Origin of the sequence: Acinetobacter towneri (assembly GCF_001758345.1) — a bacterium.
Classification (GTDB): Bacteria; Pseudomonadota; Gammaproteobacteria; order Pseudomonadales; family Moraxellaceae; genus Acinetobacter; species Acinetobacter towneri_A.
Genome location: NZ_MKQS01000005.1, coordinates 207632 through 232972, shown reverse-complemented (window position 1 = coordinate 232972; position 25341 = coordinate 207632). Strand labels below are relative to the sequence as shown.

Sequence of the window (25341 nt, the reverse complement as noted above, 5' to 3'; positions counted from 1 at the left end):
CTTATTTTTTCAATTTCTGTGGACGTTGATAATTTTCTTTAGTGAACTGTTTAGAACGTTCCACAGCTAAACACTGTTCTGCAACATCACGGGTAATGGTCGAGCCTGCCCCTACCGTTGCACCATTGGCAATGGTGACAGGTGCAACCAATGAACTATTTGAACCAATAAAGACGTGGTCACCAATAATGGTTTTAAACTTATTGGCACCATCATAATTGCAAGTAATTGTACCTGCACCAATATTGCTGCCTGCACCCACTTCGGCATCCCCTAAGTAGGTAAAGTGGTTGGCTTTGGAGCCTAAACCAATTTGACTGTTTTTTACTTCAACAAAGTTGCCAATATGCACTTCATTGGCCAATATCGCACCCGGACGTAAACGAGAAAATGGACCAATTTGTGCATCTTCGCCCACAACCGCTTGGTCAAATACGCTATACGGCTGAACTTTAGTGCCCGCAGCAATTTTGGTGTTTTTAAGAATACAACCTGCACCAATTTCTACGCCATCACCTAGTTCACAATCGCCTTCGATAATCACGTTAATGTCAATGCGAACGTCTTTACCTGCAGTGAGATTACCACGTAAATCAAAACGGGTTGGGTCAATTAAATGCACACCTTGTTGCATGAGTTGCTTGGCTTGGAAGTTCTGGAATTCACGTTCTAAGGCAGCCAATTGCACACGGTCATTCACGCCTTCTACTTCAAAAGCCAGTGCGGGTTCTACAGATGCAACTTCTAAACCATCGGCAATTGCCATTGCCACAATATCGGTCAGGTAATATTCACCCTGCGCATTGTTATTGCTCAGTTTTGGCAGCCATTCATGTAATTTGGCATTGCTGACGCAGTAAATACCCGTGTTGATTTCTTGAATTTGACGCTGTGCTTCAGATGCATCTATATGTTCAACAATCGCTTGAATTTTACCGTTTTCACGCACAATACGACCATAACCCGTAGCATCGGCAAGGGTGAGTGTCACCAATCCAATTTGGGTTTCACGTGAAACATCGAGCAGCTTTTGTAAAGTTTGCTCTGTAATGCAAGGTACATCTCCCGATAAAATTAGCGATACACCTTCACGTGGTAAAACAGGCAAAGTCACTTTGACTGCGTGACCTGTACCCAGCTGTTCAGCCTGTTCGACCCACTGTACCTGTTCATGCGCAAACGCATTTTGAACCAAAGCACCGCCATGACCGTAAATGGTAATTATATGATCTGCTTGTAATTTTTTTGCGGTATCAATCACGTGACCCAAGAGTGGGCGTCCTGCAAGAGGTTGTAATACTTTTGGTAAATTTGAACGCATACGCGTGCCTTTACCTGCTGCAAGAATAATCACGGTGGTAGACATGTTGAATCCTAGTGATGGCTAAACCAAAGTAAAAGATAAATAAATATAAATACATAATGCGGCCCAAAGACCCGCAATAATATCGTCCAGCATGATGCCAAAACCACCTTCGACCTGACGATCAATGACACGGATTGGCCAAGGTTTCCATACATCAAACAGTCGGAATAGGACAAAACCTACAATGACCCACACCCAACTGATTTCATTGATAAAAATCAAGGGTAAAAAGGTAATGGATTGTCCTGCAAATTCATCCCAAACAATACGACCATCATCATGTACGCCCATAACCTGTGCAGTACGTCCACAGATATATATGCCAACGAGCGACATCATAGTAATGGCAAAAAGGCTTGGAATAAAACCAAGTGCGAACCAAATGGGAATGAATAGCAGAGCAAAGGCCGAACCAAAGGTACCGGGAGCTTTGGGTAGTAGACCTGAACCGAAGCCAACACCACAGCAGACTATCAGTCGGTCAGTCCAAGACATGGCTTTGAAATTAATCGCGGGTTTGTGCAAAGTGTTGGTATCCATGAAAATGAAGTGAACGATCTACGCCATTCTGTTCAAAGCTTAAGCGGTTTTGGTTGTTAATTTTGCCAATAATATGAATAGGGGTATTCAGCGGTTTTTGCAAAAGCTGCTGATAATTTTGTGGGCTTATTGTAAAGCATAACTCATAGTCATCGCCACCTGCCAAAGCATATTGCCACTGCTTTTGTTGTGGTAATTCGGTTAATGCAGCATCTATGGGTAGTTGGCTGAGTTCAATACAAGCGCCGACCTGAGAGGCTTTGAGAATATGCCCTAAATCTTGTGCCAAACCATCTGAAACATCAATCATGCTTGAAGCCAGACTTTTGAGCTGTTGCCCGAGTTGGCAGCGAGGAGTCGGGTAGTCTAAGCGTTGTTTTAAGGGATGATCGAGGTGATCTAAACCAAAAGCGGCATCGCCGACTTGTCCGCTGACGCAAATATAATCGCCGACTTGTGCGCCTGAACGTGGAATGGCATGTCCTTGTTCAATCCAGCCTAAGGCGGTAACGGAAATGGTGAGATGGGGACTTTGTGTGGTATCTCCACCAATTAAACTTACCCCAAATTGATCGCAACAATCATGTAAACCCTGACTAAACCCTTTGAGCCAGTCGTGATCAATTTGGGGTAGGCTCAATGCCAATAATATACTGTGTGGGGTGGCACCCATGGCGGCAATGTCAGATAAATTGACCGCAACCGACTTCCAGCCTATCGCATGTGGGTGGGTGTTGAGGGGGAAATGTCGTCCCGCGACTAAAGTGTCGGTACAAATGACCAATTGCTGTTGTAGTGGAGGAGTGAGCAGAGCTGAGTCATCACCGACACCTAAATCGACTGCATCTGGACGCGGTCTGTTGAAATAGGTCTCAATAATGGAAAACTCAGCCATACAACAATCGACTCAATATTTTGAATTATTTACTTTGTTGCTTTTCTGCTTCACGTAAGCTGTTGGCAAGACGGTCTAATACACCATTGATGTATTTGTGGCTGTCTGCACCGCCAAAGTGTTTGGCTAGTTCAATCGCTTCATCCAATACCACACGGTATGGAATTTCCAGATGTTGTTCTAACTCATACGCACCTAAACGTAAGGTAGCCAGTTCAACACCATCTAGGGCTTGAATGTCACGATCAAGGACAGGTACCAGTAATGCATCCAATGCTTCATGATTGGCAACCACTTGAGTCAAYAATTCATGATAATAGCCGAGATCCACTTTGTGCATGGCATTTTCCACACGGGTGCGTGCTTCAATTTCATGTACTGGATTGTGGCTCATCTGCCATTCATAAATACCTTGCACAGCAAAACGACGTGCTTTACGTTTTGCTGCATAAGTTGCTTGAAGTGTTTGCGACATAGCGTTAAATAGCCTTTAACAAGTTAACCATTTCAATTGCAGTTAAGGCAGCTTCACTTCCTTTATTACCTGCTTTTGTTCCAGAGCGTTCAATCGCTTGTTCAATACTATCCGTAGTCAATACACCGTTAATCACAGGTAAGCCTGTATCTAAACCCACCACGCCTAAACCTTTGGCACATTCGCCTGCAACAAAGTCAAAATGTGGTGTGCTACCGCGAATTACTGCGCCGAGTGCAATAATCGCGTCATAACCATTCGATGCAGCTAATTTTTTAGCCACAACAGGAAGTTCCCAAGCGCCTGGTGCATGAACAACGGTGATATTATCCTCTGATACGCCATGACGTTTCAATGTGTCAATTGCGCCATCAAGCAAATGCTCAACCACAAAACTATTAAAACGACCGACTAAAATCGCATAACGGCCTTCGCTAGCGAGATGTAATAAACCTTCAATACGGCGAATTGCCATAGCAACCTCGATTATTTCTCTGATGTTGGATCTGCGGTGACGTATTCCACCACTTCTAAGTTAAAGCCTGATAAAGCATTGAAACGTAATGGTGAGCTGAGCAGCTTCATTTTTTCAACACCTAAATCACGTAAAATTTGTGCACCGACGCCAATGGTTTGATACTGCTGTGATAATGCAGCATTGGCTTTGCCCTGTTTCGGGGTTTTAAGGCTGTCTAGGGCAGGGCCCAAGTCTTGCAATTGAGCTTGACCAATCCAGACCAAAACACCACGTTCACTGTTGGCAATTTCTTTTAAAGCACGGTCTAAATTCCACGTTGCCGAAGCATCTTCTTTCTTAAGCTTGAGTAAATCACGGGTTGGATTAAAACCATGCACACGTACTGTAGTAACGCCTTCTTTTGGTTCGCCCTTGACCAATGCTAAGTGAATGTCTGGGTTGCCCAGCTCACGGTAGCGATATAAGTCAAAAGTACCATATTCAGTGTCGATGCTTTGCTGATCCAAGCGTTCTACGGTTTGCTCATTGGTCATGCGATAGTGGATTAAATCGGCAATGGTGCCAATTTTTAATCCGTGCTTTTCAGCAAAAATTTCTAAATCTGGACGACGCGCCATCGTGCCGTCTTCATTGATGATTTCACAAATTACCGATGCAGGCTCTAAACCTGCCAAACGGGCAAGATCACAACCTGCTTCGGTATGTCCTGCACGGTGCAATACACCACCTGGCTGTGCCATGAGTGGGAAAATATGCCCAGGCTGAACAATATCGGCAGGCTTGGCATGTGCAGCGACAGCGGTTTGAATGGTATGCGCACGTTCTKCGGCAGAAATACCCGTGGTAATGCCTTCAGCAGCTTCAATCGACAAAGTAAAGTTCGTACCGTGTTGTGCACCATTGGCATCAACCATTAACGGTAGGTTTAATTGCTGGCAACGGTCACGACTTAAGGTTAAGCAAACAAGACCACGCGCGTGTGTGATCATGAAGTTGATATCTTCAGGGCGAACGTGGGTTGCGGCAATGACTAAATCACCTTCATTTTCACGATCTTCATCATCCATGAGGATGACCATTTTTCCTGCACGGATATCTGCTACAAGCTCTTCGACAGTATTGAGCGGCATCAATCTTCACCTTCTTATTTGTCTGAAACGACATTGAATGAAAGAGATGCATAGTCTAACGTTTTTTTACCTGTTTTGCCTATGCTTATCATTTTCATTGCGTGATTTATGGTTATACACAGTGTCATCAGGCTTGGAAAGAGGCGAAAATGAGGATTTGCTGCGTTGCTGTAGATTGTTTAAGCAATTGAGATGAAATGCAAAATCTGTGAAAAATAAAATTGTATTAGTTATTAGGAATCATCGTCCTTATCTTTGCCTTCACGTGAACCCACTTAGGTTTTGGGAAAGGCAAGAATTGGGAAGACTTTGAACAGAAATATTTTAAAAGTTTAGAGGGGCTAGTTGTCCACGATACTGTCTAGGATCAGATGCATGCACGTGTAGCAGTCCTCAACAGATGTAGGCAATTAGGTCGAGCACTTACCTAAGTTACGCCTTAAATTTGGTTCATTTCGAGGAGCTTTGTCTTTCAAATCTTTGTGCAACAAACCCGTCGATTTATATAGAAGTGAAAGATGCAATGGTCTGTAAAAGCGGTTTTTTAATGCGAAATGGTATAACTGATAAGTTTATGAAAAATGAAAGGGAGTAATGAGCAAGCATCTTAAAAACACAGTAATTTTTAAAGCAATTTTAATCTTATTCGCTTCATCCTCAGCTCAGTATTTTAAGTGGGCAGGTTAATCTGACCTGAATTATTCCAGTTAAACCCCTAACCACTAATTGCTTGAAATATCAACTATATGTTTAAGAGTAGATGCGATTGAGGGACTGCAACAAAATGATGAAATGAAATACAGAATAAATAGCAGTTTTAATTTGAAATTTAAAAATAAACACTTTTCTGTGATTTATTGCACAATAAATGCAAAAAAGTCATGTCTTGCATATCCTTAATGGTCTTTGTGTGGTTAGAATATAACAACTGTGCCCAAGATCTCTCACGTCTGTTATGAATATATTAATCGTTGATGATCATCCGCTGTTTCGCCATGCCTTAATCCAGGCGGTTCGTTATAGCTTACCGCAAGCTCAAATTCATGAAACTGCTGCAGTGAATGAATTGTATGAACGTTTGGAAAATGGACCTGAACCTGATCTTATTTTATTGGACTTGAACTTACCAGGGGCTTCTGGCTTTTCTGCATTGGTGCATGTGCGTGCGCAATATCCATCTATCCCAATTATTGTGGTGTCTGCTCACGAAGAAGCATCGATTATTCAACGTTCAATTGCGCATGGGGCGATGGGTTATATCCCAAAATCGGCACATCCGAGCCATATTGGTGAAGCGATTCGTCAAGTTTTAGAAGGTGAGATTTGGTTGCCACCTAACCTGGCTGCGAATGTTAATTTTGACCCACGTGCTGCAGATGAAACGGCTTTAGCTGAACGTATTCAGTCATTAACACCTCAGCAATTTCGTGTATTGATGATGGTGGCAGAAGGTTTGTTGAATAAACAAATTGCCTATGAATTGGATGTTTCTGAAGCAACGATTAAAGCGCACGTAACCGCAATTTTCCGTAAATTAGGTGTGCAAAATCGTACTCAGGCGGTATTGGCAATCAATGCATTAAATATTGAAGAAAAGAAAATGTAATATGTGACTGATCTGTAGAAGATGAGTTTAAAACCGCTGTGTTGATCTTGAGGATTGAGCAGCGGTTTTTTATTGGGTGATGATCGCTACTCACCTTATATTGGCCATAAAAAAAGCCTAAACCCTTTGGATTTAAGCCTTTTGGTATTCCACAGGACATCATGGGAATGAATCTTGGCGGTGAGAGAGGGATTCGAACCCTCGATACGCTATTAACGTATACACACTTTCCAGGCGTGCTCCTTCAGCCACTCGGACACCTCACCATAGGCGGTGGATAATAACCAAAAAATAGCATAAAGCCAAGTTGAAACATTTGATTTAGAGAAAAACTTATAGCGTAGTGCTATGATTCTCAAAAATACCGTCTAAATCGAAGACACCTATGCAAAGTACTGCAAAAAAAGCAGCCTTACCCGTTGTTACTTTGGCTGCACTCGGAGTTGTATTTGGGGATATCGGAACCAGCCCCCTGTACGCCTTCCGACAAACTTTTTTAACGGCCCATCTTGCAATTACTCAAGCCAGTGTATTGGGAATTTTATCCCTGATTTTCTGGTGCATGATGCTCACCATTAGCTTCAAATACGTCACCATCATTATGCGTGCCGATAACAATGGCGAAGGCGGGATCATGTCATTATTGGCATTGAACCTGCGTACCACTCGCATTGCCGAAGACAAAAAAATCTTTCTGATCGCACTTGGCTTTATTGGCGCATCACTTTTCTTTGGCGATGGCATTATTACCCCCGCCATTTCAGTATTGTCAGCCATTGAAGGGCTAAGTATTGCCACACCTATCTTTAATCAATGGCTCGTACCGCTCTCAATTGGTATTTTGGCGGGACTGTTCATTGTGCAGCGTCATGGTACCGGCACGATGGGCAAATTTTTTGGACCACTGACTTTGCTGTGGTTTTTAGCGATTGGCGGTGCGGGGCTGCTCAGTATCATCCAAACTCCGTTTGTATTGGCCATGGTCAGTCCACATTGGGCGTTTAACTTTGTAGTAGACCAACCCTTTGTTGCATTTCTCACTATGGGCGCCGTAATTTTGACCATGACAGGTGGCGAAGCACTCTATGCCGATATGGGACATTTTGGGCGGATGCCCATTCGCCTTGCGTGGTTTTTAATTGTCTTACCTTGTTTGTTATTGAATTACGCGGGACAAGGCGCATTACTGCTACGCAACCCTGCAGCAATTGAAAATCCGTTCTATATGTTGGTGCCTGAATGGGGCTTATATCCGATGATTGGTCTAGCCACAGCTGCAGCGGTGATCGCTTCTCAAGCGGTGATCACAGGGGTATTTTCAATGGTCAATCAGGCCATTCAATTGCGTTATTTACCACGCCTGACTGTACGTCACACGTCCGATGTCGAACGTGGTCAAATCTATTTGCCATTCATTAACTGGGCCTTATTTATTTCGGTGCTCATCTTAATTTTACTGTTTGAAAATAGTGCCAATCTTGCCAGTGCCTATGGTGTGGCTGTGACCATGACCATGCTGTGTGGCACTATTTTAATTTCAGTGTTGGCCTATGGTTTTTGGCGTTGGCCGATGTGGAAGGTTGCCCTTTTTGCAGTGCCTTTTTTAACACTAGATTTAATTTTTGTGGCTTCGACCTCGCTCAAAATTGTAGCGGGTGGCTGGGTACCAATTTTAATTGGCGCCATCATGTATACCATTTTAATGACGTGGAAAGATGGTCGTGCATTGGTTTTCAATCGTTTGGAAAAAGATGCTTTGCCGATAGACCTGTTCATTCACAGTATTAGTCTGGGCAACGAAACCATGTTCGTCCCTGGTGATGCGATTTTCCTGACAGGTACGCCTAACATCGTGCCGCATGCTATGCTGCATAATATTAAGCACAACAAGGTGTTACATGAACGCAATATCATGGTAACAGTTATCACGCGTGATATTCCATTTGTGGCGCAAGAAGATCGGATTCAAGTCGAAAAACTGGATGATCGTTTTTATAGAATTACCATGTACTATGGTTTTAAAGATCAACCGAATATTCCGAATGCCTTGAAACAAGCTTATGAACAGCTTGAGTTTGAATTCGATATGATGCAAATGAGTTTCTTTATTTCGCGTGATCGGATTGTGCATACGGTGGGCGATGGTATGTCACCGTGGCGTGAAAAACTGTTTATTTCAATGCAGCGCAATACCAGTCCAGTGAGTGATTTCTATCAAATTCCAACCAACCGTGTGGTGGAGTTGGGTAGTCAAATCGAAATTTAAAATCGCTCAACAGCTTGAAAAAACCAGCATTGCATCGTGCTGGTTTTTTATTTTGAACTCAAGATTAGTCTTAAACTGATCCTATTGTTCAGTATCATTTGGCTGCAGATGATTTAATTCATTGTCATTTAAATCTGCGTCCAGTGCGGCAGGTGCTGTGGTTTCAAGCCGCTTAGTTATGGGCAGATTGACTGCTGCCTCTTCAGGTACAGCAGGGCTTGGTGGTGCAGCATTGAGCGCTTCTGCGGTGACATCTACATCATCGCCAGCATTCACAGGTAAATCGGCTGAAGATGACAATAAGGGAGCAGAAGGGGCTGGTATGTGTTGTTCGTTCATCTGCTCAGCCTGCGCTGCGTGTTGAAGTTCAGATTCAGTTCTAGCAGGCATGGTCACTGGTACATGGTTTTGAGCCCGATTAGCTTGTTCAGCAGAAATTTGGTTTGCAGGTTGTTGCGCCATATTTTCTATTGGACTTGGTAAGTTTGCATCTGCACTCGATACAATCCGTATTTGACCATTGGCAATTAATTCTTGTAGTGACCCTGTTTGTCCATTAATCGTGGTGCTTATTTTTACCTTAGATAAGCTTTCCAATGTATCACCTGCCTGAATGGGTGGTTCGGCAAAGGCAGAAATGCTGATGCTGCTGACCAAAGCACAAGCACAAAGATGAAAACGCATGTATTTCTCCATCAAAACTCGCAAGATAAAGTTAAAACCAATTTAAATCGTCAATCACACCTAGCTTGAGCATCGTAATGTGCTTAGGTGTCGCTGGACGATGCCTTAAAGGTGTATTTAGCTTGGCAGATTCGCTGAAAGGGATGCAATCAAACCTACTAAACCTAATCTAGACTGATGTCAAAAGTGCTTAAAACTCAGGTTGTGTGTGGCTTTTGTGGTGTTATAGCGCGGGTTTTGTATAATTGTTAGGCGAACAAAAGATGCTTCATATACAAGCTGTGAGTGGATTGTTAAGCTCGGGCAAACTCTGCGGATTTAGAGCGAAGTCACAGTAACGGTTATGGCAAGAAAACGGCGCAATTCCACCAATATTTGGACTCAAATTTTCAATCAAAACAGTTTGAAGGTGCTGCTTGGTGTAGTAGCAACTGGCAGTTTTGTGATTGCTTTTGGTCAAGAAAAAATTAGTCAGTGGACTTCACTGGTCCCGAGCACAGGTAATAGTGCTTGCTTAACTCAGTTTTATCGGGAAACGCCGCCCTATTTGCTGAAAAATAGCCTGCAAAAAAACAGCTATCCGCTGTGTTTTAATGACTTTAATGTGATGTACTCAGGGGTATCCAAAACCCCATTATGGGTGGCAGAAGTTTTAACACCTGCACGTTTGAGCCAACGGATTCCGCGTGAAGAAAACTTTCACGAAGAACCGCGCGTCAAATCCGAGCATCGTGCAACTTTGCAGGATTATCGTGGTTCGGGTTATGACCGTGGACACATGGCTCCGAATGCTGACATGACCAACTTGGCAGCCCAGTTTGACAGTTTTTCTTTGGCAAATATGGTTCCGCAATCCCCTAAAAATAATCAGCAGGTTTGGCGTGAACTTGAAGAAGCTACGCGTGCGGTGGTGACCAAACAAAAGCAAGATGTGTACGTGATTACGGGGCCAAGTTTTAATGCCAAACGTCTAAAAACCATTGGCCAAGGGGTTATTGTGCCGACTGCGGTGTATAAAGCCGTGTATATGCCTAAAACAGGCGCGATAGGCGCTTATTACGCGCCCAATAATGATTCGCTACAGGTGCAAGTGGTGAGTGTCTGCTATTTAGAAGAACAGTTAGGCATCAATTTATTCCCACAATTAACTGAAGAAGAAAAGCGTAATACCTATAAATTGCCGTTGACTGCAAATGCTGTAAAAGCCAATATACCTATTGCTTATTCGCATTGGGATGCAGAAAGTCAGTGTGCGGAAGATGTATCTGCCGAGCAATTACAAGCTTTACAAAACGAATTTAAACGCTCGGGTAGTAGTCCAGCATCGGGCGCTAGCATTGATGCTGATACCCAAGATGCAATTGTGAAGCAATTGATTGAAGCTTTATTGCAATATATTTTACAGTTGTTGAAATCTTAAACTGGGTTAAGATGATGGATATTGCATCCTTCATGCTAAGGTGAATTCAATGTTTAAACCGTTTCAAAATGGGACTGAATCACATGCGATTCATGACTTAACCTTAGAAAATGATTTAGATTGCATCAATGTGTATGGCAATTTGCAAATCAGCAAAGATCAGGCGGGTTTACAGGCAGCCAAAGCACTACAGGCTTTTTTGAATGAAGTTGTTGCAACTTTGGAGCAGACTCCGAATCTGCCTGAAAAGTTAGATCGTCCTGAAGCGGGTGAAATTGAAAACCCATTTTTATAATGGATAAAATTGAAACGGATTGAACTGCCAAGCAACAAGAGATGAAAAAAGCCCGCTATTTTTAAGAGTGGGCTTTTTATTTAGAATCATTCAAATGCAAAGTTTTGAATTAGTCTTCAGCTTTTGCCAAAGCACGATATATTACCGCACCAATCACTGCAACCCAGAAAGCCCCTTAGCTGTCTGAGCGCTGCAGTGTCTACAAAGAAGGCTCGCCCGTACTACGTGCATGGATCACCGAAGTATTGCTCACAGAAATGCTGATCAGGTGGATTAAGGTCAGTGCCAAACCAATTGCAATTGGAGCAAAACCTGCAGGCGCACGTTTGTCAGTTGCACCCATAATAATCATCAAGAAACCTGCAGTGAGTACAACTTCAATCATTAAAACTGAGCTAAGTGCGTATTTACCAGGAGATAAATCTCCATAGCCGTTGGTTGCGAAACCACCTGTACCTGCAAAGCCTGCTTGACCTTGAACAATCAGATACAGCACCAATGCCGCTAGCGTTGCACCAATAATTTGTGAAATAATATAAGGCGCCAGTTCTTTGGCTTCAAAACGACCGCCTGCCCATAAACCAATACTGACCGCAGGGTTAAAGTGTCCACCGGAAATGTGCCCAAGTGCATAGGCTGCAGTTAATACGGTCAGACCGAACGCAAGGCATACACCCACAAAACCAATACCTAATTCAGGAAAAGTTGTAGCCAATACCGCACTACCCACAACGATCAAAGGAACACAAGGGGTTCTTAAAGCGAAATATGGGACAGTAGAGGTATTCGGACTCTTTTTTTTGCCTGTTTTGCGCCTAAATAAAAAAAGTGTAATCCGAGGATTACACTTTTGAAACTTAAAATTAAAGTCAAAAACAGTTTTGTTTTTTAAAAATTACAAACGCATTTCAATACCTTGCGCTGCCAAATATTGTTTGGCTTCTGGAATAGTGTGCTGACCAAAGTGGAAAATTGAGGCAGCCAGTACCGCATCGGCGCCGCCTTTTAAAATACCATCTGCCAAGTGCTGTAAATTACCCACACCGCCAGATGCAATCGTCGGTACGGTGACACGGTCATTGATGGCACGCATGAGCGCCAAGTCATAGCCTGCTTGGGTACCATCGGCATCCATTGAAGTGATCAAGAGCTCACCTGCGCCATAGTCAGCCATTTTCACTGCCCATTCAAGCGCATCAATACCCGTTGGTTTACGGCCACCGTGAGTGAAAATTTCCCATTTGTTATCGCCCGTTTTTTTTGCATCAATAGCAACCACAATACATTGCGCGCCAAAACGCTGTGAGGCTTCTTGCACAAATTCAGGGTTAAAGACTGCTGCCGAGTTAATACTGACCTTGTCTGCACCTGCGTTCAGCAATAGGCGGATGTCTTCAACCTTACGCACGCCACCCCCCACGGTGAGCGGTACGAACACAGTTTCTGCCATACGCTCTACGGTACGATAGGTCGTATCACGGCCATGATGGGTAGCGGTAATGTCTAAAAAGGTGATTTCATCGGCACCTTGTTCATTATAACGACGCGCCACTTCGACAGGGTCGCCCGCATCACGAATATCAAGGAATTGCACGCCCTTGACCACGCGACCATTATCTACGTCTAGGCAAGGAATAATACGTTTCGCTAGCATAAATTTTTCCAATTATTACAGCCGATTATGAAACTCACCCACACAAGCGCTACACCTTGGCAGATGGAGCGGGTATTCTATCAAACTTAGCTCAGGTTTTTCGCAGGTTTTCTATGTCGGTTTATACTCCTTTGACTTTAAAGGAAGTTCAGGTTTTTGCAGCACCATATGGATTGGAGGTGGTCGAGCTGATTCCCATTCAAGGCGGGATTCAAAACACCAATTATTTTTTGCGTTGCGRCAATCAAAACGACTACGTGCTGACCATTTTTGAAGAATTAGATCAGCAAGCGGCAGGCGAGCTCATTCCTGTATTACAGCATTTAGGGCAAGCGGGCTTGCCTGTGGCAGTGCCCTTGTCACACTCAGGACAAGCCATTCATCGTTTAAAAGATAAACCTGCACAAATTGCACCACGTTTAATTGGGCAGCATCCGACACTGACAACAGTGGCACAAGTGGAAGCGATTGCAATTGCACAAGCCAAAATGCATGTGGCGTTACAAAATTTCCCTTTGCAGCGCGATCATGTACGTGATCATGCTTATTGGGCAGGAGTTGCCCGCCAATTAAAACCAAGCATGCATGTGGCAGATCAAGCTTTATTATCGAAACTATTGGGCTTGTATGAGGCTTTAACCGCAGTCTATCCGCAGCGTCCTAAAGGTTTTATTCATTCAGATTTATTTCGTGACAATAGCTTGTTCGTAGAGGAGCAGTTGCAGGGCATTTTAGATTTTTATGAATTAAATCAAGATGAATTGCTGTTTGATATTGCAATCACCCTGAATGATTTTTGTACCGATTTTCCAGAGCTCAGCTTAAATGAAAGCAAGGCGATTGCATTTTTAAATGCCTACGAAACGGTGCGTCCTTTAACCGAAGATGAAAAAGCCTGTCTGGAGCTGTATCTGGCAATGGCGGCAGGACGTTTTTGGTTAATGCGTTTGCAGGTGGCTTCTAAAAATGCGGCAGAAGGGCGGACAGGGGCAGATATTTTGCAGAAAAATCCAGATGAAATGCGGAATATGCTTATTGAACGCTTAAAGTTTGTGACGGCTTGAGGGATATAGTACATGCGTGATCAAGGACGTTTAGTCGAATGGTTTGATGAGCAGGGTTATGGGTTTATTCAGCCGAATGACCGTCAAAAAGATCGCGTGTTTTTACACATTAAGGACTTTGCTCGACAAGGGCCACGTCCCATTGTGGGCTGTGCGTTGGAATACACCGTAACTGTGGATGAGCGTGGACGTTACCGAGCGCAGCAAGTGGTGTATTTAAAAGCTTCACAGACCAAAGCAGCCAAGGCAGCTGCTGTGAGTGCAAAAACATCCAACAGCACGCAAAAAATGCAGCCAATGCAAATAGTGTGTGTGGCTTATATTGTTGCTTTGGCTTTGCTGACGCTGTTGGGATTGCTCAGCGGTATCTTGTTATTATTCATCAGTTTGATGAATGCGCTGAGTTATTGGCTGTATGCACAAGATAAAGAAGCTGCACAGCAGGGCGGGCGTCGTATTCCGGAAAATAACTTGCATATTGTGGCTTTTTTAGGGGGATGGCCTGCAGCATGGTTAGCACAACAAAAATTACGCCATAAAACACAAAAACAACCCTTTCGTAAGATTTATTTTTGTACGATAGGCTTAAATATCTTGCTGATTTTATGGTTAATTTCTCCGCTGAATCAGCTTAATATCTAATTGGGAATATTATTCCAGTAACAGGCTTGCCAGGTGCATTATGTCAGACGCAGAACATTCATATTCAGTGGACCAAGACCCACATCGTTTATTGACCATGATTTTATATGTGCTGTATATCGTGGCGATTTTTTCTGCGGGGATATTGGCCGTTATTGCCTTGATCATCAACTATTTAAAACGTAGTGATGTACAAGGTTCAATTTTTGCCAGTCATTTTACTTGGCAAATTCGCAGCTTCTGGTGGTATCTATTTTGGAATATTGTGGCATTCGTGCCTTTCTTTTTGCTGTTCTTTAGTCCAGATGCGCAAAGCTTTGCCAGTATGACTTTGGCTGCGACACTTTTTTGTTTCGCAGTAGTTGCTATTTCATGGTTATGGATGGTTTACCGTGCTATACGCGGTTTAATTCGTGTGAATGACAATTTACCGATGTATCATTAAATCCACGTTCGTTGGTCTTTTAAGATGTTTTGAGCATCTCACCGAAATGCTGTTTATTCAGCTTTTTGGGATGATGTGTTTCGTTTTAAAAATTTTGGTCGCCATTCGCTGACCAGCATCCCTAAAACCACCAGTAGTCCCCCGAACAACGCCAAAACGGCTAAGCGCTCGCCTGCCAAACGTCCAATCAATGCGGCCCAAACAGGTTCACCTGCATAAATAATAGCCGCTTGCGCAGGGTCAACTTGTCGTTGTGCCCAGTTCATTACCCATTGAATCACGGCACTGGCAATGCCTAAGCCAAGCAAAACAGCAAGGAGTGACCACTGAAATTCGGGCAATTGAGTTTCTCCAACCAATGGCGCAATCGCAAAACACAATAACGATGCACATCCCAGTTGAATGAGAGTCACGCGCTTTAAATTGACCCGATTAGCAAAATAGCCAATTAAAATAATTTCAAAGGCAATCGCAATTGAACCGATTAAAGTAATGGCTTGTCCAAAATTTAACTGAATTGCGCCTAAGCCATTGCCTGTTAAAAAGACCAAGCCTACAAATGCCAAAATAGCACCCAACCATGTCATGATATGCGGACGTTGACCAAAGCATAACCACAGCAACAGCGGTACAAGCGGAACATACAGTGCGGTTAAAAAAGCCGATTCGCTACTGCTGATACTTTGTAGCCCAATGGTTTGAGTGGCATAACCTAGCGCAATGACTGCGCCTATAGCAAAACCTGCATAAAGTTCAACGAGGCTAAAACCACGTAGGCTTCGCCATGAAATTAATCCCACAGCCAAAGTGGCTGCGGCAAAACGTAAGCCTACAAACAGTACTGGACTGCTGAAATTCAAACCGTATTGCACGGTAATGAAAGTTGCACCCCAAATTAAGGTAATGAAAATGAGCGCCAGTTGCGGGGCTTTGCTGCCAAGCATTGCTGAAAGCTGAGACATATAATTTGTAGGAGATGAAAAACTTAAGATGAGCAAAATAAAATCAAAATAAAAAAGAGGTCCGCAGACCTCTTTGAAAATGCGCGGCAGGATTACAAAGATTGCTCATCTAAAAGCAACTGTGCTTCACGTAGGCTTAAGGTGCCTTCGTAAATTGCACGACCTGTAATCGCACCTAAAATGCCAGGCTGACCTTTTAGATTGCGTACGTCATCTAAATTGGTTACACCGCCAGAAGCAATCACAGGTAAGCCTGAATAATGTGCCAAGTTCACGGTTTGTTCTACGTTCACACCTTGCATMATGCCATCACGGGCAATATCGGTATAAACAATGCTAGATACACCTGCATCGGCAAAACGCTTGGCTAAATCTGTCGCTTTCACGTCTGTAACGTTGGCCCAGCCATCGGTAGCCACCATGCCATTCATGGCGTCAATGCCGACAATGATGTGTCCTGCGAATTTCTTGCAGGCTTCTTCTACAAAAGTAGGATCTTGTACGGCTTTGGTGCCAATAATCACGAACGATACGCCTGCATCTAAATAGTGTTCAATGGTTTCGAGTGAACGAATACCGCCACCAATTTGAATAGGGAGATCGGGTTGTGATTTTGCAATCGCTTCAACCACAGGTTTATGAATTGGCGTACCTGCGAAAGCGCCGTTTAAATCGACTAAATGCAAGCGACGCGCGCCTTCATTTACCCAGTGTTGTGCTGTTGCCACTGGATCGTCAGAAAATACAGTATCATCTTCCATACGACCTTGTTTTAAACGAACACATTTGCCATCTTTCAGGTCAATTGCAGGGATGATCAGCATGCTTTCGCTCCTTGCCAAAAACTTATTGAATTCAATTTATGCATCTTAACAAAGTATTGTTAAATCTCTAAGCATCTGTTGTAGGTTTTGTTTTAGAGGGACGAATTCGCAATTTGAGTGAACTGTTGGGGATATGCTCGGGCAATAGGCCTAAACGTCCCAATTCTTCAAATATCAATACAGGCGCGTAGGCATCGGCGGCGGCATAGGCAATTTGTGCTTCACTGAGCTGTTTGCGTGCCCAGTTTGATGTACTGATTCTTCGGCTTTTAGGGAAATGAACGTTAAATAATAAGGCCATGGCATTTTTAAGCCCAAGCGGACTTTTAAAACCAAAACTGCCAAAACACTTAGATAATTCAATCACGCTATTCAGTTGTATGCCTTTTTTACGAAATAAATGGGCATCATTTTTCAATCCAAACCCCACTTTAATTTGATCCCGATTGGCAAAAATTGGCTGCAAAAATTGCCAAATGTCATCATTGAGCTGAAATAAATAGGCTTTTTCTAAGGTTGCAAGCTGAATTAAATGCGGGCCTGTAGAAACTTCACCTACATTAAATGTCGGTTTGGATTCAGAATCGAAACCCAAGACAGCTGCAGTTTTCAGTTCAGCTTCAATCGCTCGACATTGTTCTAGATTTTGAATCAGAACAATATTTTGACGGGCAATATTTTCAAACAGTGGCAATTGCCGAATTTCATCAGGGCTAGGCAGGGTACGCAGACGAGTTTGATCCATAACATCCAAAGCGGTAAAGAGGTGGTTTTAGCCTAAAGGGTTTTGCAAAATTTGGCAAAATCTAAAAGATTGAAAATACTGTGTAAGACAAAGATTGAGGTGAATATCCTGAAAAAATAGCCCAACAGATGGGCTATTTTGAAAGATCAATCAAGCGGAATATTTTTGCTTAGAGATTGCTGAATATGCCTGCCGAGAAGCTGCCTATAATTGCCAAAATCATCAGCACAATAAAAATCCAAGCCAGTACTTTTTCCCAACCTGCGGTTTCACGTACCGCACCATAGCTATTTTGACGATCATCGCCAGGTGCAAATACCAAATATAAACCCAAAATAATATTCACCAAAGGCACCAAAATCAGCAAAGACAACCAGCCAGTATGATTACGGTCATGCAAGCGGCGGATGGTGAAAATAAAGCTAAAATAGAACGCCACGATATAAATGACCACGAGCAAGATCATGCCGATGCCCATAGAGCCAGAGCTGAGCTCTAGCAATAAATTAGGTGCAACAACGGCAATAATTGCAATCAGTACTGCAAGCCCCAAGCTGAGCAAACAGTTCCACGCTAAAAATGATAATCGACCAAAACGCCCCGCTGCACTGAGTGCAGAATCTTGTACATATTGACTCATTGTTGTAATTCCTAGATTTTTTGAATTTTCTGTCGCACAGCATATATTTGCGAAAAATCTTGTGAGATATTTCTCTCACATCGCAAACATAGACCAATTATCGACAGCCCCTCAGTTTATTTTGAATAAAAAGGTATAAAACGCTTTAATTTTAAACACAAATCAGTGTGCAATAACAGTGAAAAACATTCACGTATAAATAAAGCCGAGATTAACTCGGCTTTAAAGGGAGGATCATCTTGAAGATCAGATGTTCCATTCCACGAAGTTTTTTAGTAACTGTAAACCCACAGTGTGACTTTTTTCTGGATGGAACTGTGTCGCAAATAAGTTGTCTTGATGCAGAGCCGTACAGAACGTTAAACCGTAATCACAGGTCGCAGCCACGATTTTTTCATCTTGTGGTTCGACATAAAAACTATGCACGAAGTAAAAACGTGCATCTTGTTCAATGTTGTTCCACATAGGGTGGTTCGGGTCACGTTGGTGTACCTGATTCCAGCCCATGTGTGGCACTTTCAAACCTGCTACTTCAGGAAAGCGTTTGACTGTGCCAGCAAAAATACCCAGTGCATCGGCACCGCCATTTTCTTCTGAATGTTGCATCAGCGCCTGCATGCCTACGCAAATTGCCAATACAGGTTTATTAAAGACCGCATTGCGTACCACGTCATCAATGCCAGCTTCATGCATGCCTTGCATACAGTCACGCATGGCACCCACACCTGGAAACACAATTTTATCGGCTTGTGCAATCAGTTTTGGGTCATTGGTCACATCTACCGTTGCACCCACATGTTCTAAAGCTTTCGCTGCAGAGTGTAAATTTCCCATGCCATAGTCAAGAAGGGCAATTCGGGTCATTAGAGTGTTCCTTTGGTTGATGCCACTGTATTTTCAGCACGCGGATCGACTTCACATGCCATGCGTAAAGCACGTGCAAATGCTTTAAATACGCTTTCAATTTGGTGGTGGCTGTTTTTACCTTTGAGGTTGTCGATGTGCAGCGTCATTAATGCATGGTTGACAAAGCCTTGGAAGAATTCTGAGAATAAATCCACATCAAAAGTACCAATACGCGCACGGGTAAATGGGATATCCATAAATAACCCCGAACGGCCCGATAAATCCACAATCACGCGGCTTAAAGATTCATCAAGCGGTGCATAAAAGTGACCGTAGCGTCGTAAACCTTTTTTATCGCCCAAAGCTTGCGCAAAAGCTTGACCAAGCGTGATACCGCAGTCTTCCACAGTGTGGTGATCATCAATTTCCAAGTCGCCATCACAATGAATATCAATATCAAACAAACCGTGTCGCTTGATTTGATCAATCATATGGTCTAAAAATGGAACTCCAGTGTTGAGTGTGCCTTGACCCGTACCGTCCAGATTCACACGAACTCGAATTTTAGTTTCGTTGGTATTCCTCACCACTTCACTGATACGTTGGGTCATAGACACGTTCCTCAAAAAAACGTCAAAAATGATTGATGTAAAATGTTTTCGCTGTGACGAAGTCTCAGCATATTAGATTGCTCAGGAGGGTTAATCAATGCCTATTACCGTACATGCCTATACTTCACTGGAAAATACCGAAGTGCGCAGCCAGCTTGAGCGACTGTATGATACCAGCCCTGAATTTGGCGATGGGCAAGATGCGGTAAGCCAACTTGAGCAGAACTTGGCTCAGTATACCCTACTTTACACGGCAGAATTTAATACTAAAGTGATTGGTGCGATTTGGTGTACAGGCCAAAATGATCATCGCACGCTTGAATATATTGTGGTGCATCCTGCAAACCGAGGTCGAGGTGTGGCAGATCGCTTGGTAAGTGAAGTGTGCCGTATGGAAGAAGCCAAAGGTGTGCAGCATTTTCAGCCAGGCTGTGGCGCAATTCATCGTTGTTTAGCACATTTGGGTAAATTGTGAGTCATCATAGGCACTAAGCCTATAATATCAGGTGATTTTTTATCCAATTTATGCGGGTTTTGCTGTAAAAGTAAACATTTACACTGAAAAGCGTAAAAGACTATTGACGACTTACAGCTGAAACTGTTTAATACGCGTCATTGGCGTGATAGCTCAGTCGGTAGAGCAACGGATTGAAAATCCGTGTGTCCCCAGTTCGATCCTGGGTCTCGCCACCATATTCTAAACGGTTAAACGTTTTCAATCCCTGATCCCATCAGGGATTTTTTTTGCCTAAAGTTTATGCGATCAAATAAAAAAGTGATGATTTTTATTGACTATTCAGCCGAGATACGGCTTAATACAGGGCATTGGCGTGATAGCTCAGTCGGTAGAGCAACGGATTGAAAATCCGTGTGTCCCCAGTTCGATCCTGGGTCTCGCCACCATATTCAAAAGCCTCAAACACTGTTTGAGGCTTTTTTTATGCTCCAAATTTTTTCATGTCTAAAACCAAGCCTTGTACTCAAAGCCGCTTGGTATCTTCATCTAAAGTCCACGATCCCTGTAAAAAAAGTGGATTAGAATAAAGGACTCCTGGTCAGGGAATGCAGCATGAAAGATTTGTTTTCGCGGGGTAGCGATTTATATTGTCAGGCACGTCCGCAATATTCCACTGCAATTGTCGATACGATTTTACAGCACGTACCCGAGCGCGGTTTGGCATGGGACTGCGGTGCAGGTTCAGGGCAGTTTACCCAGTTATTAGCACCACATTTTCAACAGATTTTAGCCACAGATTTAAGTCGGGCACAGTTGGATCAAGCCCCACACTGGGCGAATGTGCGTTATTGCGCTTGTGTGGCGCAAGACAGTGGATTGGCAGATGCAAGTGTGGATTTGATTACCGTTGCGCAAGCGATTCACTGGTTTGATTTTGAAGCCTTTTACGCCGAAGTGCATCGGGTGCTAAAACCGCGTGGAGTATTCGCTGCGGTGGGCTATGGGCTGATTCAAGTTGTAGACACTGAGGTGAAAGCAGCAATTCAACGCTTGTATTTTCAGACCTTAAAAGGTTATTGGGATGCTGAGCGCCGTTATATTGATAGTTTATATCGCACGATTCCTTTCCCATTTAAAGAAATCGTGACACCTGAACTTTCCCTAAAATATAGCTGGTCGGCAACACAATTGCTGAAGTATTTAAACACTTGGACGGGACTGCAGCATTATTTAAAGCAGTATACAGAGTCCCCTTTGCTTGAATTACAACAATTGTTGCAACGGCAATCTGCTCAAAATTTGGAAATTGAGTTTCCCATTTTGCTGCGTTTAGGTTGTTTGGTATAAAAAATCACTGTTTCGAAATTGCTTTGAGATTAAAATAAGGCTTGGGTGAAAAAGGATATTTCTCCACACGTGTAATGACGTAATGTGTGAGGTGTTCTATGTTTAAATTTTTTCCTGCTGTTTTATTCAGCCTTGTGCTGTGCCTTCCTTTGACTGCTTTTGCCAATCTTGATCAGCCTTTACAGGCCTTAGATGACCGTGCATTAAGTGCTGAATATGGGCAGTCCGACACCCTGAATTTGGTGCAAGATCAATACCGTTTTACTGCACAAGACCTCGTGAATCAGGTTCGAGCTGAACAAACCGCAGATTTGGCAAATAACTTTGCCGCCTTGGGTTCTCGTTTTTATATCAACCCGCAAGGTCAAACCGTGCTGCAAATTCAACGTGATGTCGTGTCTTTAGGTGTGATTGAAACCACACTCAGTGTGGATGGTTTGCGTCAGTTAGGACAGCATTTTATAGATGAATTTAAAGCTTTGGCATTTGAGTAAAGTCGAGTGCGTTGTCACAAATGACGTTGTGATAATTTATGAGACGTAAAAACTTAAGACATAAAAAAACGCCCTGAAAAATCAGGGCGTTTTTTATTGCACATGAATTACGCTGGTTGCGCAGATTCTTGTTGTGCAGGAGTCAACATGTGACCATGTTCTTCGAAGTTTGCATGCCAAGACAATGCTTCACGAAGTAGGTGAGGAGTGTGACCACCTTTTGCACATGCACGCTCGAAGTAATCGTTCAAGGCATTGCGGTACATTGGGTGTACACAGTTGTCGATAATCGCACGAGCGCGTTCACGTGGTGCAAGACCGCGTAAATCTGCTAAACCTTGCTCAGTAACCAAAATGTCAACGTCGTGTTCGTTGTGGTCTACGTGCGCAGCCATTGGAACGATAGATGAAATGTCACCGCCTTTCGCAATTGATTTAGTCACGAAAATCGCCAAGTGTGCGTTACGCGCGAAGTCACCTGAACCACCAATACCGTTCATCATTTTGGTACCGCATACGTGTGTTGAGTTCACGTTACCGTAAATATCAAACTCAAGTGCAGTGTTAATACCAATGATGCCTAAACGACGAACTAACTCTGGGAAGTTAGAAATTTCTTGTGGACGTAAAATGAATTTGTCTTTGTAGTGTGCAAGATTGCCAAATACGCGATCGCCACATTTTTCAGACAAGGTCATTGAACAGCCAGAAGCGAATTTCATTTTGCCTGCATCAATCAATTCAAACGTACAGTCTTGGAGTACTTCTGAGTACATCACCAAATCTTCAAAGTTAGAGTGTTTGAAGCCTGTTAATACAGCGTTTGCAATTGAACCGATACCTGCTTGTAAAGGTGCCAAGTTTTTCGGTAAACGACCTTGTGCAACTTCATTTTCAAAGAATGCAATCAAGTGATCTGCAATTGCTTGAGTTTCGTCATCTGGATCGGTCACGTTAGATGGAGAGTCAAGCAAGGTATCGTTAAATACAATACCCACAACTTTTGCAGGGTCTAACTGAATACCTTTTGTACCAATACGTTGGTCAACGTGAGTTAATGGTATTGGACCACGTGTTGGACGCGCTTCAGGAATATAAATATCGTGTAGACCTTCAAATTCTGTGCTTACAGTGGTGTTGATTTCGATAATGACTTTATCTGCATATTCAACAAAGCTTGCAGAGTTACCTACAGAAGTTGTTGGAATGATTAAGCTGTCTTCAGTAATCGCTACTGCTTCAACAATCGCGATGTCTGGGCGTTTAAGCGTATTGTTACGCATTTGCTCAACGGTTTCAGACAAGTGCTGGTCAATGAACATCACTTGACCTTGGTTAATTGCTTTACGCAACGTGTTGTCTACTTGGAACGGCATACGACGAGCCAAAACACCTGCTTCAGTCAATTGCTTGTCTAAATCATTACCAAGACTTGCACCCGTAATTAAGTCAATTTTTAAAGGATTGGTTTTAGCGCGTGCCACCAATGCAAGTGGAACAGCTTTTGCTTCACCCGCACGAGTAAAGCCACTCATACCTACGGTCATACCATCTTGAACGAATTCAGCAGCTTGTTCTGCGCTGATTACTTTGTCGTGGAGGGAGGCTAAACGGATGCGATCTAAAGACATGGCGAACTCTCATAAAATACTTGACTGATACCGATTGTACCGATCAAAAAAAGTATTTTGCATAGGTATTAGGCTAAGGTCTAATTTTCTGCCTAAATGCGAATATAAAAATACTAAATGATACATAATTTATTGAATTTAATATTTTATTTTTATACTAATCGGTAAATGTAAAAATATATTTGATATGTTTTTATACAATTTTGATATGCGCCATCTTAAATTTTTACTTTGATCGTCCACCTGATTTGCTGTTGGTCTGAAATTGGTGTAAAGCAAGCTAGATGGAGATCAAATGAATCAGCCTTTTAGAAATGTTCGCTCAAACTTTGTTTGATTTTTTCTAGTGTGCCAATATTACTTTTTTCTTCCACAATTTCAGCTTGTAGTGGCAGGGTAATAATGGCTTCTAGACCCCCGTGTTCACGATTTTGAATGGTCAACTCGCCTTGATGAATATCGACAATACGTTTTACAATTGCCAAGCCTAAGCCACTGCCTTGTACGGTGCGGGCTTCATTGCCGCGTACAAACGGCTGCATTAAATCGGCAATCTGGTCTTCAGGAATTCCTGTACCATTGTCAGCAACACAAATACGAATGTGATCCTCCAGCACTGCTGCAGACAACTCTATCGGCTCTGCACCATAGCGTTTAGAGTTGTTAATCAAGTTGCCAATCAGACGTTTCAGCGACAAACTGCGCGCCTGAATTAAAGGTAATTCTTGTGCGTTAAAGCGAATATCCAACGGTTTAAATTGAATAATCAATTCCTGCAGCAAAACATTTAAATCGGTTTCTTGTAATTCTTCATCAGAACCATCACGCATATAAGAAATGAATTGATTCAAAATCGCATCCATATCTTCTACATCGTAAATTAAGCCTTCTTTTAAAAAATCATCATCAGGCATCATTTCAGCACTTAAACGAATCCGTGTCAGTGGCGTGCGCAGGTCATGTGAAATACCCGCCAACATGATACGACGGTCACGTTCAGTCTGTTCCAAGGTATAAATCATGTGGTTAAAGGCTTGGTTGACCTCACGAATTTCCTGCGGCCCGTGATTGGTTTCCAGATAAGGGGCTTTACCTGTTTTACTGTAGCTGTTGGCGGCATTTTGCAGACGCCGCAAAGGACGGTTCAACTGACGTACTAAGGTCAAAATAATGGCTGCAGCCAAAAGTGGAATACCCAAAAGCCAGCCAAAGACCAGTTCAGGGCTGTAGTTGGCATAGGTTTTGAGGGGTTCACGTACCCAGTTGCCATTCATTTCTGGGGTTTGAATCCAAATGCGCGGGCTTGGTTTGAACTGGAAATAAACCGTGACATCCTGCATTTTTAATTCAGTTGCTAGTTTCTTTTCAATTTGTCGGGTAAAAAATTCGGCAATGACTTTTTCCCGTACATTTGGAAATTCACGTGGATCGGTCACATATTCAATGCCGACCCGATTTTTAAGCCATGCATCAACATCGACTTCTGCTTGATTGTGAAAAATGCGCAAATCTGGATTGTTTAAAATTTCCAGTTCAACCGCTAAATAGCGGGCGTGTTGTTGAATTTCAGGTAAATACAAGGTGCGCCAAAAGAACCACAACGACATAAACAAGCTAAACAGCACTACAAACACCACCAGTACCGTGGTACGCATGGCTGCAGAGCGTGGTTTGATTTTGTCTAAAAAACGCTCCCAACGGGTACGTTTCTTTTMAGAATACGCCACATAGTCGGTAAATTCTTGTGGGTCGATGGGTTCGAGTTTCACATCTTGTCCTGTGGCAGAGGTTGTAAAGCGAATTTGGTGAGTGAAATTTTATGAT

The 25341-nt window shown here is 43.0% G+C and carries 26 protein-coding genes, 3 tRNA genes and 1 pseudogene; 12 read left to right on the top strand and 18 right to left on the bottom strand.

Translation table 11 applies throughout. The features are described from left to right. Position 1 precedes the first annotated feature (1 nt). The 6 genes from glmU to ribBA are packed head-to-tail and all read right to left on the bottom strand — an operon-like array spanning position 2 to position 4884. Positions 2 to 1366, bottom strand: coding sequence for a bifunctional UDP-N-acetylglucosamine diphosphorylase/glucosamine-1-phosphate N-acetyltransferase GlmU (glmU, locus tag BJN41_RS04355; protein WP_070153639.1), 1365 nt, complete (start codon positions 1364 to 1366; stop codon positions 2 to 4). 18 nt (positions 1367 to 1384) lie between these two features. Next, a complete protein-coding gene (locus BJN41_RS04350; RefSeq protein ID WP_070153636.1) occupies positions 1385 to 1906 on the bottom strand; it encodes a phosphatidylglycerophosphatase A in 522 nt (173 codons plus the stop codon). Continuing rightward, on the bottom strand, positions 1872 to 2801 hold the full coding sequence (thiL, locus tag BJN41_RS04345; RefSeq protein WP_070153633.1) for a thiamine-phosphate kinase: 930 nt from the start codon (positions 2799 to 2801) through the stop codon (positions 1872 to 1874). Before thiL ends, BJN41_RS04350 begins: the two co-directional genes overlap by 35 nt. Positions 2802 to 2826: 25 nt before the next feature. After that, complete coding sequence (nusB, locus tag BJN41_RS04340; protein ID WP_070153631.1) at positions 2827 to 3276, bottom strand: transcription antitermination factor NusB; 450 nt, start codon at positions 3274 to 3276, stop codon at positions 2827 to 2829. 4 nt (positions 3277 to 3280) lie between these two features. After that, the gene (gene ribE, locus BJN41_RS04335; protein WP_004974350.1) at positions 3281 to 3751 is read right to left on the bottom strand and encodes a 6,7-dimethyl-8-ribityllumazine synthase; all 471 of its coding nucleotides are present in this window, start codon (positions 3749 to 3751) and stop codon (positions 3281 to 3283) included. Between the two features lie 11 nt (positions 3752 to 3762). Continuing rightward, positions 3763 to 4884, bottom strand: coding sequence for a bifunctional 3,4-dihydroxy-2-butanone-4-phosphate synthase/GTP cyclohydrolase II (gene ribBA, locus BJN41_RS04330; protein WP_070153628.1), 1122 nt, complete (start codon positions 4882 to 4884; stop codon positions 3763 to 3765). A gap of 955 nt (positions 4885 to 5839) precedes the next feature. On the opposite strand from ribBA, the gene BJN41_RS04325 reads away from it, so the two are divergent. After that, positions 5840 to 6490 carry a response regulator gene (locus BJN41_RS04325; RefSeq protein WP_019838241.1) on the top strand — a complete coding sequence of 217 codons (651 nt, stop codon included), beginning with the start codon at positions 5840 to 5842 and terminating at the stop codon, positions 6488 to 6490. 175 nt (positions 6491 to 6665) lie between these two features. On the opposite strand, the gene BJN41_RS04320 is transcribed toward BJN41_RS04325, so the two are convergent. Further along, positions 6666 to 6756: transfer RNA gene (locus BJN41_RS04320), tRNA-Ser, on the bottom strand. 119 nt (positions 6757 to 6875) lie between these two features. Here BJN41_RS04320 and BJN41_RS04315 point away from each other — a divergent pair. Next, on the top strand, positions 6876 to 8756 hold the full coding sequence (locus BJN41_RS04315) for a potassium transporter Kup (protein WP_070153625.1): 1881 nt from the start codon (positions 6876 to 6878) through the stop codon (positions 8754 to 8756). Between the two features lie 81 nt (positions 8757 to 8837). Here BJN41_RS04315 and BJN41_RS04310 read toward each other — a convergent pair whose 3' ends face one another. Further along, entirely contained in the window at positions 8838 to 9440 is a 603-nt protein-coding gene (locus BJN41_RS04310; protein ID WP_070153622.1) for a hypothetical protein, read from the bottom strand. A 343-nt stretch (positions 9441 to 9783) separates the two neighbouring features. Here BJN41_RS04310 and BJN41_RS04305 point away from each other — a divergent pair, with 343 nt between their 5' ends. Both BJN41_RS04305 and BJN41_RS04300 read left to right on the top strand, forming a co-directional pair. Next, positions 9784 to 10860 carry a DNA/RNA non-specific endonuclease gene (locus BJN41_RS04305; protein ID WP_019838237.1) on the top strand — a complete coding sequence of 359 codons (1077 nt, stop codon included), beginning with the start codon at positions 9784 to 9786 and terminating at the stop codon, positions 10858 to 10860. A 49-nt stretch (positions 10861 to 10909) separates the two neighbouring features. Then, complete coding sequence (locus BJN41_RS04300) at positions 10910 to 11155, top strand: hypothetical protein (protein ID WP_004974374.1); 246 nt, start codon at positions 10910 to 10912, stop codon at positions 11153 to 11155. A 109-nt stretch (positions 11156 to 11264) separates the two neighbouring features. On the opposite strand, the pseudogene aqpZ reads toward BJN41_RS04300, so the two are convergent. Further along, positions 11265 to 11894, bottom strand: a pseudogene (gene aqpZ / locus BJN41_RS04295) (aquaporin Z). A gap of 156 nt (positions 11895 to 12050) precedes the next feature. Beyond that, positions 12051 to 12809: an imidazole glycerol phosphate synthase subunit HisF gene (hisF, locus tag BJN41_RS04290; protein ID WP_019838234.1), complete on the bottom strand. Its 759-nt coding sequence runs from the start codon at positions 12807 to 12809 to the stop codon at positions 12051 to 12053. A gap of 113 nt (positions 12810 to 12922) precedes the next feature. Here hisF and BJN41_RS04285 point away from each other — a divergent pair, with 113 nt between their 5' ends. From BJN41_RS04285 to BJN41_RS04275, 3 genes are read left to right on the top strand one after another with little or no spacing between them, the layout of a single operon-like run. Continuing rightward, entirely contained in the window at positions 12923 to 13873 is a 951-nt protein-coding gene (locus BJN41_RS04285; protein WP_070153620.1) for a homoserine kinase, read from the top strand. Between the two features lie 12 nt (positions 13874 to 13885). Continuing rightward, on the top strand, positions 13886 to 14515 hold the full coding sequence (locus BJN41_RS04280) for a DUF1294 domain-containing protein (RefSeq protein ID WP_070153617.1): 630 nt from the start codon (positions 13886 to 13888) through the stop codon (positions 14513 to 14515). 40 nt (positions 14516 to 14555) lie between these two features. After that, positions 14556 to 14960 (top strand): DUF4870 family protein, encoded by a 405-nt coding sequence (locus BJN41_RS04275; protein ID WP_070153613.1) that lies wholly within the window; start codon positions 14556 to 14558, stop codon positions 14958 to 14960. A 53-nt stretch (positions 14961 to 15013) separates the two neighbouring features. On the opposite strand, the gene BJN41_RS04270 is transcribed toward BJN41_RS04275, so the two are convergent. From BJN41_RS04270 to hisB, 6 genes are all read right to left on the bottom strand, one after another. Further along, on the bottom strand, positions 15014 to 15922 hold the full coding sequence (locus BJN41_RS04270) for a DMT family transporter (RefSeq protein ID WP_070153610.1): 909 nt from the start codon (positions 15920 to 15922) through the stop codon (positions 15014 to 15016). A 92-nt stretch (positions 15923 to 16014) separates the two neighbouring features. Continuing rightward, the gene (gene hisA / locus BJN41_RS04265) at positions 16015 to 16746 is read right to left on the bottom strand and encodes a 1-(5-phosphoribosyl)-5-[(5-phosphoribosylamino)methylideneamino]imidazole-4-carboxamide isomerase (RefSeq protein ID WP_070153607.1); all 732 of its coding nucleotides are present in this window, start codon (positions 16744 to 16746) and stop codon (positions 16015 to 16017) included. A gap of 67 nt (positions 16747 to 16813) precedes the next feature. Continuing rightward, on the bottom strand, positions 16814 to 17491 hold the full coding sequence (locus BJN41_RS04260) for a 3'-5' exonuclease (protein ID WP_070153604.1): 678 nt from the start codon (positions 17489 to 17491) through the stop codon (positions 16814 to 16816). 169 nt (positions 17492 to 17660) lie between these two features. Beyond that, a complete protein-coding gene (locus tag BJN41_RS04255) occupies positions 17661 to 18131 on the bottom strand; it encodes a DUF805 domain-containing protein (protein WP_070153601.1) in 471 nt (156 codons plus the stop codon). A 246-nt stretch (positions 18132 to 18377) separates the two neighbouring features. After that, positions 18378 to 18995, bottom strand: a complete 618-nt coding sequence (gene hisH, locus BJN41_RS04250; RefSeq protein WP_070153599.1) for an imidazole glycerol phosphate synthase subunit HisH — start codon at positions 18993 to 18995, stop codon at positions 18378 to 18380. Beyond that, positions 18995 to 19588: an imidazoleglycerol-phosphate dehydratase HisB gene (gene hisB, locus BJN41_RS04245; protein WP_070153595.1), complete on the bottom strand. Its 594-nt coding sequence runs from the start codon at positions 19586 to 19588 to the stop codon at positions 18995 to 18997. Before hisB ends, hisH begins: the two co-directional genes overlap by 1 nt. A 97-nt stretch (positions 19589 to 19685) precedes the next feature. Between hisB and BJN41_RS04240 the strand changes: the two genes are divergently transcribed. The 5 genes from BJN41_RS04240 (at position 19686) to BJN41_RS04220 (ending at position 21886) form a co-directional block, all read left to right on the top strand. Then, positions 19686 to 20063 (top strand): GNAT family N-acetyltransferase, encoded by a 378-nt coding sequence (locus tag BJN41_RS04240; RefSeq protein WP_070153592.1) that lies wholly within the window; start codon positions 19686 to 19688, stop codon positions 20061 to 20063. Between the two features lie 142 nt (positions 20064 to 20205). Next, positions 20206 to 20281 (top strand) — tRNA-Phe (locus tag BJN41_RS04235). A 134-nt stretch (positions 20282 to 20415) separates the two neighbouring features. Continuing rightward, positions 20416 to 20491 (top strand) — tRNA-Phe (locus tag BJN41_RS04230). A 166-nt stretch (positions 20492 to 20657) separates the two neighbouring features. Further along, positions 20658 to 21392 carry a class I SAM-dependent methyltransferase gene (locus BJN41_RS04225; RefSeq protein WP_070153589.1) on the top strand — a complete coding sequence of 245 codons (735 nt, stop codon included), beginning with the start codon at positions 20658 to 20660 and terminating at the stop codon, positions 21390 to 21392. A gap of 98 nt (positions 21393 to 21490) precedes the next feature. Next, positions 21491 to 21886 (top strand): hypothetical protein, encoded by a 396-nt coding sequence (locus tag BJN41_RS04220; RefSeq protein ID WP_070153586.1) that lies wholly within the window; start codon positions 21491 to 21493, stop codon positions 21884 to 21886. Positions 21887 to 21993: 107 nt separating this feature from the next. Here BJN41_RS04220 and BJN41_RS04215 read toward each other — a convergent pair whose 3' ends face one another. After that, on the bottom strand, positions 21994 to 23517 hold the full coding sequence (locus BJN41_RS04215) for an acetyl-CoA hydrolase/transferase family protein (RefSeq protein ID WP_070153583.1): 1524 nt from the start codon (positions 23515 to 23517) through the stop codon (positions 21994 to 21996). A gap of 308 nt (positions 23518 to 23825) precedes the next feature. Continuing rightward, positions 23826 to 25286 (bottom strand): ATP-binding protein, encoded by a 1461-nt coding sequence (locus BJN41_RS04210; RefSeq protein WP_070153580.1) that lies wholly within the window; start codon positions 25284 to 25286, stop codon positions 23826 to 23828. Positions 25287 to 25341 lie beyond the last annotated feature (55 nt).